13 protein-coding genes are annotated in these 13,552 nt (G+C 60.3%); 3 read left to right on the top strand and 10 right to left on the bottom strand.

Features of this window, described 5'->3' with window-relative positions; all coding sequences use genetic code 11:
- Positions 1-14: 14 nt before the first annotated feature.
- The 8 genes from J2046_RS08285 to J2046_RS08250 form a co-directional block, all read right to left on the bottom strand.
- Entirely contained in the window at positions 15-2,120 is a 2,106-nt protein-coding gene (locus J2046_RS08285) for a xanthine dehydrogenase family protein molybdopterin-binding subunit (protein ID WP_210050820.1), read from the bottom strand.
- Entirely contained in the window at positions 2,120-2,599 is a 480-nt protein-coding gene (locus tag J2046_RS08280) for a (2Fe-2S)-binding protein (protein WP_210050819.1), read from the bottom strand. The genes J2046_RS08285 and J2046_RS08280 overlap by 1 nt, the downstream gene beginning before the upstream one ends.
- Before the next feature lie 106 nt (positions 2,600-2,705).
- Entirely contained in the window at positions 2,706-3,680 is a 975-nt protein-coding gene (locus J2046_RS08275) for a Bug family tripartite tricarboxylate transporter substrate binding protein (protein ID WP_210050817.1), read from the bottom strand.
- A 136-nt stretch (positions 3,681-3,816) separates the two neighbouring features.
- Complete coding sequence (locus J2046_RS08270; protein WP_210050816.1) at positions 3,817-4,440, bottom strand: nuclear transport factor 2 family protein; 624 nt, start codon at positions 4,438-4,440, stop codon at positions 3,817-3,819.
- Between the two features lie 87 nt (positions 4,441-4,527).
- Complete coding sequence (locus J2046_RS08265) at positions 4,528-6,033, bottom strand: tripartite tricarboxylate transporter permease (protein ID WP_210050814.1); 1,506 nt, start codon at positions 6,031-6,033, stop codon at positions 4,528-4,530.
- Positions 6,034-6,051: 18 nt separating this feature from the next.
- Entirely contained in the window at positions 6,052-6,513 is a 462-nt protein-coding gene (locus tag J2046_RS08260) for a tripartite tricarboxylate transporter TctB family protein (protein ID WP_210050813.1), read from the bottom strand.
- 245 nt (positions 6,514-6,758) lie between these two features.
- On the bottom strand, positions 6,759-7,520 hold the full coding sequence (locus tag J2046_RS08255) for an SDR family NAD(P)-dependent oxidoreductase (RefSeq protein WP_210050812.1): 762 nt from the start codon (positions 7,518-7,520) through the stop codon (positions 6,759-6,761).
- Between the two features lie 175 nt (positions 7,521-7,695).
- Positions 7,696-8,469: an HpcH/HpaI aldolase family protein gene (locus J2046_RS08250; protein WP_210050811.1), complete on the bottom strand. Its 774-nt coding sequence runs from the start codon at positions 8,467-8,469 to the stop codon at positions 7,696-7,698.
- A 218-nt stretch (positions 8,470-8,687) separates the two neighbouring features.
- Between J2046_RS08250 and J2046_RS08245 the strand changes: the two genes are divergently transcribed.
- Positions 8,688-9,581, top strand: coding sequence for a beta-keto acid cleavage family enzyme (locus J2046_RS08245; RefSeq protein ID WP_210050810.1), 894 nt, complete (start codon positions 8,688-8,690; stop codon positions 9,579-9,581).
- 85 nt (positions 9,582-9,666) lie between these two features.
- On the top strand, positions 9,667-10,578 hold the full coding sequence (locus J2046_RS08240) for a cupin domain-containing protein (protein WP_210050809.1): 912 nt from the start codon (positions 9,667-9,669) through the stop codon (positions 10,576-10,578).
- Between the two features lie 52 nt (positions 10,579-10,630).
- Here J2046_RS08240 and J2046_RS08235 read toward each other — a convergent pair whose 3' ends face one another.
- Positions 10,631-11,653, bottom strand: a complete 1,023-nt coding sequence (locus tag J2046_RS08235) for an NAD(P)H-quinone oxidoreductase (protein ID WP_210050808.1) — start codon at positions 11,651-11,653, stop codon at positions 10,631-10,633.
- Between the two features lie 25 nt (positions 11,654-11,678).
- On the bottom strand, positions 11,679-12,626 hold the full coding sequence (locus J2046_RS08230; protein WP_052182881.1) for a DUF6282 family protein: 948 nt from the start codon (positions 12,624-12,626) through the stop codon (positions 11,679-11,681).
- Between the two features lie 122 nt (positions 12,627-12,748).
- Between J2046_RS08230 and J2046_RS08225 the strand changes: the two genes are divergently transcribed.
- Complete coding sequence (locus J2046_RS08225) at positions 12,749-13,531, top strand: helix-turn-helix domain-containing protein (protein WP_210050807.1); 783 nt, start codon at positions 12,749-12,751, stop codon at positions 13,529-13,531.
- Positions 13,532-13,552 lie beyond the last annotated feature (21 nt).

Raw genomic sequence — 13,552 nt, 5'->3', positions numbered from 1 at the left:
TGAACTCCTCAACTTCATGCCATCAGGGCAGTCATGATCCGGTCTCTCGTCATCGGCATGTCATGGATGCGTATGCCCAGCGCATGGGCAACCGCATTACCGATGGCGGCAGCAGTCGGTCCGCCGGCGCATTCGCCGACGCCAAGCGGCGGGTGCTCGCCGGCCTCGGTAAGTTCGACCCTGATTTCAGGCATGTCCGAAAACCGGATGACCGGATAGCTTTCCCAGTCGACGGTCGCGATTCCCTCCAGGCCGAAGCGGACTTCCTCCATCAATGTCCAGCTGATCGCCTGGACGATGTTGCCTTCGATCTGGTTGACGAGTCCGTCAGGATTGATGACGAGGCCTGCATCCACGGCGCACCAGACGTCGGTGACGCGCACGGTTTCGTCAACTTCGACAGCGGCGACAACAGCCGCATAGGCCGAAGAATTCTTGTAGCGGGCCAAACCAAGGCCCAGCCCGCTTCCGGCGCCGCCGGCGTCACGCGACGACCAGTCCGCCATAGCTGCGGCTTTTTCGAGAACACGGCGGGCACGCGGGTCGGAAAGAATGGCCAGGCGATATGTGACGGGGTCCTCTCCGGCACGCGCGGCCAAATTATCAAGAAGGCCCTCGATGGCGAAAACGTTCAATGTCGCCCCGAGGCCTCGCAGCGACGAGGTGCGTACCGGCACGTCATGGATCAGATGCAGGTCTATCCGTTTGGCATCTATGTCGTAGAGCGGAATGCCGTTGCGGGTAGCGCCGCCGCCACGTTCCAGAGGTATATCGAAGGGCTTGCGTTCGGGCGGCGGCTCCTTCAACGCATCGGCTGCGAGCAGATAGGCTCCTCCCACGCCGGGGCGCTGGCCATGGGTGGCACTCCAGATTTCTGTCGTCCAGTCGACGGGACGGCCCGCCGGGTCGAGCGCCGCATGTACGGTAACCGCCATGGCGGAGGAGAGCGGTTCGTAGCCAAACTCCTCTTCACGCCGCCACATGTGGCGGATCGGCTGGCCGGGAAGCGCAAGGGCCACGAGAGCGGCATCCAGCGCTGCGTCATCCGCGCCGTTATGCCCATAGCAGCCGGCGCCCTGCATATGATGGCACGCGACCTTGTTGGGAGACAGGCCGACGGTCTTCGCGATGTTTTCACGCAACGGGTGCATGCCCTGGGCATGCGACCAGACGGTCAGTATGTCATCGCGGTAAAGTGCAACTGCGCAGGAGGGGGCGATGGAGCCGTGAGACAGGAAGGGGCGAGTGAAGCGTACGGACACGCGGTCTGGCGCCGGCTCGGGGAGCGGATCTCCAATACGCTGGTCAATTGAAGGCTGCGATGCGACCCAGTCGGGCATCGCCTGTTCGGGGTCCAAGGCTCTGGCATTTTCCCAGACGGCGCACGCTGCCGCGGCTATGGCCGCAGCACGGACGGCAGTCTCGTCGACACCGACAAAGGCTACGAAGTTGTCGATGCGCACAATCTGGATAGCGGCTCCGGCCCTGCGCCGGATGGCATCCTCATCCAGGCCGATCAAGGTCGCTCCGCGGCCGGGCTGGCGCAAGGTGCGGGCGTGCAGCATTCCGGGTAGCGCCATATCCTGGATGAAGCCGGAACCGGTCAGCTTGGCCCGCAAGTCGATCCGCGGCACCGAGGTGCCGACAAGGCGGTAAGTGCTTCCGGGTCTCGGCGGAACCGTGCCCGTGGCTTCGGCGGAGAGGTTGATCTCGCCGGCGATGCTCCAATAATCGATGCCGCTTGGTGCGCCATTCCTCAGAAAAGCGCCTTCAACGATAGTCAGCTCGTCAGGGGCCGCATTCAGGCGCAGGGCGGCGCGTGCCAGAGCGAGCGCGCGAACTTCGGCCGCGACGACGCGAATTGCCGCACCGGAATGTTCGATCGACCAGCTCGATGCGGTATAGCCTTCGGCTGGGCCTTCTATACTGTTGCCCGACATCATCCGTATCTGGCCGATGTCGAGGTCCAGTTCGTCGGCCGCGATCTGGGCAAGCGCCGTCAGGACGCCCTGGCCCAGTTCGACCTTGCCGGTGCCTATCCGCACGGTACGGTCATCCTGGAAACGAAGCCAGCGGTCGAGCTGCGGATTGTCCTTGAGGCTGAAGGTGAGCCCGGTCATCAAGCCGCCTTCGGGTGTATCTTTGCCGCCGCCTTGAGCACGGCACGCAGGATGCGGGGATGCGATCCGCAGCGGCAGAGGTTTGCATCCAGCGCAGCGGCGACCTCGGACCGGGTCGGCTGGGGGTTTTGGTCGAGAAAGGCCTTTGCCGCGATAAGCATGCCTGACAGGCAATAGCCGCATTGTCCTGCCTGTTCGTCGAGAAAGGCCTGCTGAAGCGGATGCAACGCCGCCGCCGAGCCCAGACCTTCGACCGTCGTGACGGCGCGGCCGGCGAGCGTGCCGACTTCGCGACTGCAGGAATAGGTAGCCCTGCCATCGATCAGCACCATGCACGCGCCGCATTGCTCCAAGCCGCAGCCATAACGGCTCCCCGTTAGCCCCAGATGGTTGCGCAGCACGTCCAGCAAAGGCGTTGTCAAGGGCACGTCGATGTCATGGTCTTGGCCATTGACGGTCAGGGTTAGAGCTTTGCTCATGCGATGCAGTCTTTCCTATACCGTATGCAGAAAAAGGCGGCCGGGCCCCGAGCCGGACATCCGGCTTCCCGTTCCGGCCGCCTTCTGTCGCTCAATCAAGTCGCAATCAGCTCGGCTGAACAAGTCCCGCTTCGACCAGCGGTCTGATCGACTCGATTTCGCGCTCGATCGAGCCACGCATCTCCTCGGGTGAATTGACAACGGGAGTGAGGCCGAGCGATGTCAGCTTTTCCTTTGCTGCGGGTGTATCGCTCCATTCCTTGATGGCCTGGTGAATGGCGGTCACGATCTCCGGGGACATGCCCTTCGGACCGACGGCGCCGAACCAGAGGGCCTGATTGTAGCCGTCAAGGCCCTGTTCCGCGACGGTCTGCACCTCAGGTATCTCGCCGATGCGTTTTGCCGACGTCACGGCAACCCCATGGATTTTTCCACCCTTAATGTGCGGAAGGTAATTCGACGGGGCATCGATCGCGAAGTCGATATGTCCTCCCAGCAGATCGGCCAGCAGCGGCGGCGACCCCTTATAGGGGATGTGGTTGATTTCCACGCCGGTCTGGAGACTGATGATCGCAGCACAGATATGGCCCTTGGTCCCCGCGCCTGGATTTCCGATATTGACCTTTCCAGGGTTGGCTTTCGCATAGGAGATCAGCTCCTGAAGCGACTTCGCGGGCGCATTGGAGCTTGCGGTGAGCAATGCAGGGCTTTCCGCGACGACGGTAATCGGGGTGAAGTCAACCTGCGGATCGTAGGCAAGGTTCGCCTGCACCACCTTGTTGGCGGCAATCGGCGCGCTGCCGCTGACGAGGATTGTGTAGCCGTCCGGCGCCGAGCGTGCGAGTTTGCCGCCTGCGAGTGCGCCAGCCGCGCCGGCCACGTTCGCGATGACGAACTGCTGACCGAACTTTGCCGTCAGGAGATCGGCCACGAGACGGGCGACGATGTCGCTTGTGCCACCCGGAGGGTAGGCCGAGATTACCATGACCGATTTGCTCGGCCATTTATCAGCCAGCGCGATTTTGCTGGAAGCCAGCACGGCGGCTGTTCCCCCGAACACGATAAATTCACGTCTGTTCATCCTCACTCCTCCTCCCGCTCGTTTTGATCGAGCTTCATTCTGACGAGACTTAGCCTGTCTGGTCTCTGCAAAGAACTGCTGACTATGGTCATTCCGCCTCTTGAAACGGTAGCACCTTCATATGCACGAACGGCTGTCAGTCCTCCCCCGCGAGCCATAGTTCTTCCCGCGCGTGAAATGCGGCGAGCTGATCCTGCCGATCGTCACCCAGCAAGTCGGGGCTAACCTTCACCCCTCGCGTGTGCTGGATATATGCCAGGAACTTGTAAGACGGCCGCATCGTCGACAGGAGCACCCAGTCAACAGGAAGCACTTCGGATGGGTTGACGGGCTTCATAACGTCCCTCTCGAACAGAACCTCGAAGCTGAATAGCTTCCAGGTCCCGGATTCCCGTACGGCGCGCGAGAAGAATCGGCAAAAGACGTGAAAATCAACCTCGATGCCGCTCATCGTCGCACGGTTGAAGATCATCGCCGGGCTTTCCACCGTTGCCCGATCACCGGCCACTTGGGCGAACGCAGGAAACACCCAGTGCTTGCTGTTGCCCGTCGTGCTCATCCATTTGCGGGTGGCGTCCACATACGCCTCACCTCCGCGTCCGTCATACCAGCTCGTGCGGACATAGGCGTTACGATGGAAGCACGCGCTCATGACGTCAAAACGGCGTTGATCGCGTGCAAAGCGCTCACGGCGCACGAGATCGAAGAGTTCTTCGCGATCAAGAAGGGCCTGAAGGCGACTGTTGCTGTCCTGCTGCATGGGTTGCTCCTGGGGCTGGGTTCGTGCGTCGGTCAAGGGCTGGGCTCCGCCGATGAGAAAAGGTGCCGGAGAACTGAAAACCGTCCGTCAGTCGGCTTCCTGCAACCCTTCCTCACGCACTTTTCGGAAGCGTGGGGACACGATCGACAGGAGCAGGAGGGCAGCGACGGTCAGCGTCCCGAGACTCACGGGGCTTGTGAAGAAGACGCTTGCGTCCCCATGGGAGATCAAAAGTGCCCGACGCAGATACTCTTCAGCCATCGGGCCGAGGATCATGGCCAGGATCAGAGGCGCGGGTTCCGCTCCTGTTTTCTTGAAGAAGTATCCCAGCACGCCGAACAAGGCCATCATGTATACGTCGAAGACGCTGTTGTTGATGCTGTAGACGCCGATTGCGATGAAGACGCAGATCGTCGGAAACAGGAAATGGTAGGGTACCGAGATCAGCTTTGCCCACAAGCCGACCAGTGGAAGGTTCAGGAACAGCAGCATCAAGTTGCCGAACCACATGGACACGACAAGGCCCCAGAACAGTGCCGGTTGTTGAGAGAGGATATCCGGACCCGGCTGGACGCCCTGAACGACCAGTGCTCCGATCATCAGGGCCATGGTCGCGGTTCCGGGAAGCCCGAGCGTCAGCATCGGAATGAAACAGGTCTGCGCCGCGGCGTTGTTCGCTGCTTCGGGTGCCGCGACACCTTCGATCGCGCCTCTACCGAATTCCTCCGGGCGATGCGAGATCTTCTTCTCCAGCGCATAGGCTGAGAAGGATGCAAGCAAGACGCCGGCGCCCGGCAACACGCCCAGCAGCACCCCGATGCCGGTGCCGCGCAAGATCGGCATGGACATCCGGCGCCAGTCCTCGCGGGTCGGGAACAAGCTGGTGACGTGCGTCACGCTGGCTATCCGTTTGTGTTCATTCTCCAGGTTGGCGAGAACGTCGCCGAGGCCGAATATGCCCGTGGCGACGATGACGAAATCCAGCCCGTCGAGGAGATAGGGCGTGCCAAATGTATAGCGCGCGGCACCTGAATTGACGTCGGTTCCTATCAGGCCGAGAATGACGCCGAACAGCGCCATGCCAAAAGCCGTCAGCAACGATCCGCTGGCCAGCACCATTGAGGTGATAAGGCCGAGCACGATAAGCGAGAAATACTCCGCAGGCCCGAAGGTAAGGGCAAGGCTTGCCAGCAGAGGTGCCGATATCACGATAAAAAGTGTGCCCACGGTGCCCGCGAAGAAACTGCCGATCGCGGCGGCTGCCAATGCGCGCCCGGCCTTGCCCTGTTTAGCCATTTCATGGCCGTCGAGTGTCGTGACGACGGACGAGGCCTCCCCGGGGAGGTTCATCAGAATGGCCGTGGTGGAGCCTCCGTATTGCGAGCCATAGAAGATGCCCGCGAGCATGATCAGCGCCGTATCCACCGGCAGTCCGAACGTAAAGGGCAGGAGCATCGAAATGGTCGCGATCGGCCCCAGACCGGGCAGAACGCCGACTGCGGTGCCGAGAAGGACGCCGACAAAACAATAGGCGAAGTTCGATAGCGTGGTTGCAGTCGAAAGGCCAAGAAGAAGTCCGTTGAATATATCCATGTCAAACCCGTGAACCGACTAGAAACCAAGACCCTGCAGCCAGTTCCCGATGATTGGTATGGGGAGGCCGAGCAGTTCGACGAAGATAACGGAGCAGAGTCCCGCAAAGACGAGAGAACCTACGAAGGCTTTCCAATCGAGCCGGAATTTGACGCTCGCCGCAGCGCTTAAGATCACTAGCAGGAGGACGGCAAGCGGCAGCCCGAGGTTCTCCATCGTCAGGCCGAAAATCAGGATCGCAACCGGCACGAGAACGAGCGGCCTCCACCGGATCGTCGGTATCGGCTGGGATCCGGCCAACCGCGCGCGAAGGAGAACGAGAAGGCCTGTAAACAAGAGCAGGCTCGAGACGATGATTGGAAAATAGCCGGGTCCCATCCGACTGGAAGTGCCGAAGGGATAGCTCCACGCGATCCATGCCGACACGGCACCGATGACTGAAAAAAAGAGCCCAAGCAAAACGTCTTGGCTTAGCTTCATCCGAGGTCCTCCCGACACCATAAGAAGAAGTGATCATTCTATCACAACTCGGCGTCAGAAGATTCGCTCGGCAAGGGGCCGAATGCTCGTAAGAAACGTCGCAAGTTGTCCATGTCACTATCAATTCAGGACTGCCCTATGCTGACAACCTGGTAAATGAGTATGTTTCGTCAGACGAAGAGCAAGGCGCGAAGCTGCGACCGGAGCTTGATCCGAACGACGTGAGAGATTGCGTCCTTCAATTGCTAGAGGTGACGGCCCTCGTCTACCGGAACGACGATACCGGTCGAGCTGGTGAGGTTGACGATACAGGCGATCACCGCCCGTGCGACGTCGTCGGGGATCGTGACTTTTCCGAGAGGAAGTCTTTCTGCGGTTTTCTGGAGTTGGTCACGGGTACGATGCGGAACGAAATCCGTATCGACACCGGCGGGTGAAACGGAGAAGACGCGGATTTTCGGTGCCAGCACCTTGGCAAGTGCTATGGTAAGCGCATCCAACCCGCCTTTTGCCGCGACATAGGCAAGGCTGCTTCCGACACCTGTCCGCGCGGCAATGGAGGAAATGTTGACGATGACCGCACTGTCTCTGCGTTCAAGCAGCGGACGGAAAGCGCGAACCATGGCAAAGGGGCCTCTTAAATTTATCGCGACGGCACGGTCGAAAATTTCATCGGTCAGAGCATCGAGATCATTGGCGGCGACGGGTGTTGTCGCACCGCCGCAATTGATCAAGGCGTCAAGACCGTCGAACCGTTCACTGACCACGGCGGCGGCAGCGGCGACGGAGGTTGCGTCATCGATGGCGATACTTATGGCGAAATGCCCGCTGCCTTGAAGCGCGCCCACGACCTCATCCGCCATCTCGCGGCGGCTGTTATAGCCAACCACGATGGTTGTACCCATGCTGGCGAGGCGCGCGGCAATCGCCCGTCCGATCCCGCTGTTTCCACCGGTGACGAGGGCCACTTTCGGGATCGTCAACTCCGGAATTTCGATGGCAGTCATGTTTCTCCCCGACAGACTTCCCGCATTCCCGCGGCAACCGAAGCCTTCTACAGTTTGATGTGATTATATGGTTCCACGCCAGTGGTTTCTCTTGCACACGATCATGTCAGCAAATCTGACGGATCGCCACGGGCAAGACCCCGACGGTTCAGTGCGTAAGCAACCGCTGACTTTCTCAATCGGAATAATCGGCGAGGGTTGCACTCGCTGCCGAGCGGATGAAGCCGTGGTCGCTGGACAGAAGCATAGCCGAGGCGCCGAGTTCCTTTGCAAAGGCAAAATCGGCCTTGCTGGTAGGCAGCATCAGCAGCGGGACGTTGGCCTTTTGGGCCGCAGCGGCAACCTTCCTGCTGATTTCGGCGACCCTGGCCTGTGCCTGCGGGTCGTCGCCAAAGGATGCGGTCAGGTCGCCCCGACCGATGAATAGGGCGTCGATACCATCCACTGCGGCAATCTCCTCGGCGCGATCGACCGCTTCGACATCCTCGATCATGGCGATGCAGGCAATCTGGCGGTCCTGCTGAGCCATATGGCGGATGCCGCCAACGCTGCCCCACATGCCGGCCCGAGTCAGTCCCGCAAAACCGCGATTGCCGCCCGCATAACGGCAACTGCGGGCTATTGCCTGTGCTTTTTCCACGGTGGTCACGTGGGGAACCATGATGCCCATCGCGCCGCAGTCGAGCGCGGATAGAATGTTCGCATCCGTGAATTCGCCGACACGGACCAGAGGTGTGATGTTGGAGGCCCTCGCGGCAAAAATCATAAGGTCCGTGATGTTGCGATCGAGCGGCGCATGCTCCTGATCGATGACGACAAAATCGTATCCGATCGTTCCGAGAATCTCGATGACCTGCGTCGTCGGGAGCTTGAGGAATGTGCCGAACATTCGCTGGCGCGTCAGTAATCGTTCGCGGAATGTCGTGAAGTCGGGACGCTGTTCTGTCATATGGCTGCCTTTCGTTAGCCGTTCGTAGCGGCTCCTTCGCAGAGCACGAAGCCAATTGCCGCGACGTTTCTCGCTGCGAAACACCGCCCTTCAACTTGCGTTTCTTTCCGCGAAACGGCCGGTGATAACGATTGAGGTCCCCGACGTTGGATGCGAGCCAGAGCTTCATGACAGCGTGAGGTCAGCTCTGACCGCGCTCAATAAGGAAAACGAGAGCTTTGGCCAATCCAACGATTATCAGCTGTGCCGTCACCGGCAATATAACGAGCCCCTCCCAGACACCCTATCTGCCGATAACGCCGGAACAGATCGCCGATGCCTGTTTGGATGCGGCGCGCGCCGGTGCAGCGATCGTCCACATCCACGTCAGGCATCCAGATGGGCGCCCGAGCATGGAATTGGCGCATTACCGGGAGGTCGTCGAACGCCTGCGCGCTGCCGAAGAGGATGTCATCATCAATCTCACCACCGGCCCCGGCGGTCGCTTCATCCCCAGCGACCACGATCCGAGCGTCGCTGCACCGGGCACGACGCTCATGCCGCCGGCGCGCCGCGTCGAGCATATCGCGGCCCTGAGGCCCGAAATCTGCAGCCTCGACTTCAACACGATGTATTCCGGCTCGTCAGTGGTCATCAATACGCCGCGCAATCTCGCAGTCATGGCGGATATTATTCGCGATTCAGGCGTCCTGCCCGAGCTCGAAGTCTTCGATACCGGCGATATCCAGCTCGCCAACCATTTCATTCAGGAAGGGCGGCTTGATGCGCCGGCGCTCTTCCAGATCGTGCTCGGCGTCCGTTACGGCGCGATCGCCACGCCCGAGACGCTTCTCTACATGCGATCGCTGCTTCCGGCAGGCTCGCGCTGGGCGGCTTTCGGCGTCGGGCGCTGGGAGTTTCCCATGCTCGCGCAGGCCTGGCTTCTGGGCGGCCACGTCAGGGTCGGGCTGGAGGACAATATCTATCTCGAAAAAGGCGTGCTCGCCGAAAGCAATACCGTGCTCGTCAGGAAGGCCGTGCGCATCCTGAAGGAACTCGGCGGCACCATCGCAACCCCGGGCGAGGCGCGCGAAATCCTAGGACTGAAGAAACAGGCTCCCAGGGCCGGCTAGGGGGAGTGGGCAGCGGCTCACCCGCGCGCCCGGCCTGCGGCTTTGAGCTCTACCGACATTTCGACAAAGACAAGCGGAGGAACGGATGTACGATCGGAACGACCCACGATCCAGCCTGCAGGGCAATGCGAAGCCGGCGGGCGCCAGGGTCCACAGCAGTTATTTTGGTTCGCAGATGGGGCTGTTCTATAAGGAAAAGCCCCAAATCACGGACGCCAACGGAGATACCTGGATCAGTCGAGGCCAGAACTTCGTCGTCGCCTATACCAAAGGCAAGGAAGGCGGCGCCTTCTCCCGCGACGCGCAGCCCGACGAATATGCCGTTATCATTCCGGACAAGGAGACTTCGGTCGAAATCACCACCGCTGAGGGTACTGCGACCGTGCCCGGCTATTCGGTCGCCTTCGTGCCGCCCGGCAAGAGCTCCATCCGGATGCTGACCGCCGGCAGCATCGTCCGGTTCTTCACGCCGAAGTCGACGGATGTGGCGGAGGCCGCCTCGAATGCTGATGCGTATCGCGGGCCGCATCCCAATGTGCCACCGTTCGAAGCCTGGCCCGAACCGCCCGGCGGCCTCAAGCTGAAATGGTATACCCTGGACGTCCCGGACGATCCTTCACGGTTCGGCCGAATCTACCGCTGCACGACATTCATGATCAACTACCTCGTGCCGCGTATCGGCCCGCGAGAGCGGGATAAGGTCTCACCGCATCATCACGACGATTTCGAGCAGTGCTCCCTGGCACTGAGCGGTACCTTCACGCATCATCTGCGCTGGCCGTGGACGACGAACATGAACATCTGGCGCGAGGACGAACATCTCTATTGCGAGTCGCCCTCGATCTGCGTCATTCCGCCGCCGGCCATCCATACGACCACCGCCGAAGGACCAGGTGTCAACCAACTGGTTGATATCTTCGCCCCGCCCCGCATGGATTTTTCAGAAAAGCCGGGTTGGGTGCTCAACGAGAATGATTATCCAATGCCCCATCGTTAAAGAGATTGCGGCCGGCTTTCGCCACGAATGTCGGCGGCTATCACCTTGAACATCAAAATCGCTTGCCGGACGAGGGTACGATTGCGGCAAGCGCCGGGTCCACAGCCAGGATCACTTTGCCGATCTGCTGGTTTTCGTCCAGGATATGATGGGCTTCCTGCACTTCGGTGAATGGAACGACTTTGTGGATGCGGGTCGTGATGCGCCCATCCTCAAACAGCGGCCAGACATGGTCGACCAGTTCTCTGGCGAGCCGCCCCTTGTAGGCAGGAGGGCGTGGCCGGAGCGTCGATCCGGTTATCGTCAATCGGCGGCGCACGAGCGTGCGGATATTCACCTCGGCTGTACTGCCTTGATGGCTGGCGATGAAGACGAGCCGACCGTCGTATTTCAGCAGATCCAACTGGCGCTGCGTGTTGGCCCCGGCCTGGCCGTCCAGGATGACATCAACGCCCTCGCCACCCGTTGACGCCCGGATGCCCTCGTCCCAGGCGCCGCGGTAATCGACGGCTGCTTGGGCGCCGATGGCCTTGCAGACGGCCCGCTTCTCCTCGGTGCCGGCAGTGGCAAAAACCGTAGCACCGCGAAGATGTCTGGCGATCTGGATGCCGGCCATTCCGACCCCGCTCGTACCGCCGTGGATCAGCAGCGTCTCTCCAAGCTCCAGCCTAGCAAGCCAGATCAGATTATTCCAGGCCGTGAAGAAGACTTCCGGGAGCGACGCTCCCTCTATGAAGCTCAAACCGTTTGGAATAGGCATGCATTGCACAGCCGGGACGGTGCAAAACTCTGCATATCCTCCGCCGTTGACGAGCGCGCAGACGGGGTTGCCAACGTGTTGCCTGCCAACGCCTTCGCCCACCTCATCGATGATGCCGGCAACATCGAGGCCCGGGATTTCGGAGGCGTTCGGCGGGGGTGGATAGAGACCCCGCCGTTGCTGGATATCGGGGCGGTTGACCCCGGCAGCCACGACACGGATCAGAACCTCCCCGGCCTTTGGCAGGGGGCGCGGCTGTTCGACGATCCGAAGAACTTCAGGCCCCCCCGGCCTTTCGATCATGACGGTTTGCATGTCTCACCCGCCATGCCGAAAGGGTTCATGACGTCAATCCGACCAGGCGAGCCGGATTGTCTGCCACCATGGTCCGCACGTCCGCATCCGTGAAGCCGAGCGCCAGGCAGAGCTTGATGGCTTGACGCATGCCTTCGACTGGTGTGGGATTGTCGACCTGCCCAAGGTCCGAACCGATCGAGGAATGTTCGACCCCAGCTGCAAGAATATGCTCCCTGAGCTCTTCCGGCGTATAGGTGTTGAAGCGGGAATCGACATAGAGCCCGGCAGACTGTTCGATCAGGGCGCCGAGCTGCGCCAGTTCGCGGATATCGTCATAGGTAAAGTGTAATCCGTACATCGGATGATTGACAAGCAGCCGCTTGACGCCGCGTGCACGTGCTTCATCGAAGAGCTTCCAGATTTCCCAGACATGCAGATGACCCGAGGACAGGATGACATCGAATTCGGCAATGAGATCGAGGATCTGCTTCACCTCGTCCAGGATTTCCCCGTATGGATCAACGACCGTCAGGGCCGGCGAGTTTCTGAGCTGGACGTTCGAGGCAAGCCGCGTCTTGCGGTGAGCGCTACGGATATGGTTGGCTGCTTGGGCCGTCGGCATCCAGATCAACTTGGCGCCCATCTTCAGTTGCGCATCGACGACGAACGGGTTCAGCCCCCCGGTGGAATTGTTGAGGACCAGGCCGCTGTACATCGCAAAGTCCGGGTTTGCGAAAATGCGTTCCATCATCGGTATGACCGGGGAGACCGAGTAGTGGTGATCCTTGAAAAGGATGGCGCGCATCCCTGCCGCCGCGGCTTCCTCGGCCGCCTCCATATGGTCGAGCTGCCGAGGCATGGTTGACGGCCCGGAGTGAACGTGAAGATCGATGGCGCCCTTCAGCAAGGCATTTGCTCTGGCATCATCTATGCCGGCCATAAGCCGTCTCACTTCTTCCCTGTTGCGTTTCGCATCGTCTGTCGAAGCCATGACATTCCCCTGCTTGCATCCGAGGACTCCCCTAAAACTTGACACCGGAAAGCGACAACCTATCATCCCACGCATTTCGCCAGTCGAAATATGTAGCAGCGATTCCAGGGGGAGGAAGATCAATGGGCATTCGAGCGATCGAGCGCGCGATGAATGTTTTGCAGGAGCTGAATCTGCAGCCAATCAACACGATTGCCCAATTGCATGCCCGAACGAAGCTTCCGAAGCCCACTCTCGTGCGTATCCTGCGCACGCTTGAGGATGCAGGATATGTCGAGAATGATGTGCGGCAGGGGGGATACTGTGTCAGTGCGCTGGTGACGTCCCTCAGCTCCGGCTTTCACAAGGGGCCGCTGGTCGTGGAGGCGGGGCGTGCATGGGCTATCGCGATCACCCGCAAGCACAAATGGCCGATCGCGATCGCCCTCCCGGATTATGACGGGATGGTGGTGCGCTTCAGCACGGTTCCCGATAGCTTGATCTCCCCCTTCCACAGCACCGTGAACAAGCGGCTGTGCCTGCTTACGCGCGGACTTGGGCTGGCATATCTGGCGTTTCTCGACAAGGACGAGTTCGACATGATCATCGATATTCTTAAAAGGTCGGATGATCCGGAGAACGCGCTGAGCCATCATCCCAATGAACTGAAAAGGCTTGTCGGAAAGGTACGTGAATCCGGCTATGCAACACGCTCGTCGCTTGTGGAGCCCAAGAACTCCAATACCATCGGCGTTCCCATCGTCGGCCAGGGGGGGCGAGTGATAGCGAGCATAGGACTGACTTATTTCAAATCGGCTTTCAGTTCGGAGCAGGAGGCCTGCGATCGCTATGTCCCAATTCTGCAGTCGGCAGCGGTGGCAATCTCGGAAGATCTTGATCGCTTGTCGAACAGCTTTGCTATTTGAGCATGAGGTCTAAAGGCGTTC

The sequence above is a fragment of the Neorhizobium petrolearium genome (assembly GCF_017873175.1).
In the GTDB taxonomy this organism is placed as follows: Bacteria; Pseudomonadota; Alphaproteobacteria; order Rhizobiales; family Rhizobiaceae; genus Neorhizobium; species Neorhizobium petrolearium.
The sequence above is the reverse complement of the archived record's forward strand: the minus strand, read 5'-3'. Positions and strand labels throughout refer to the sequence as shown.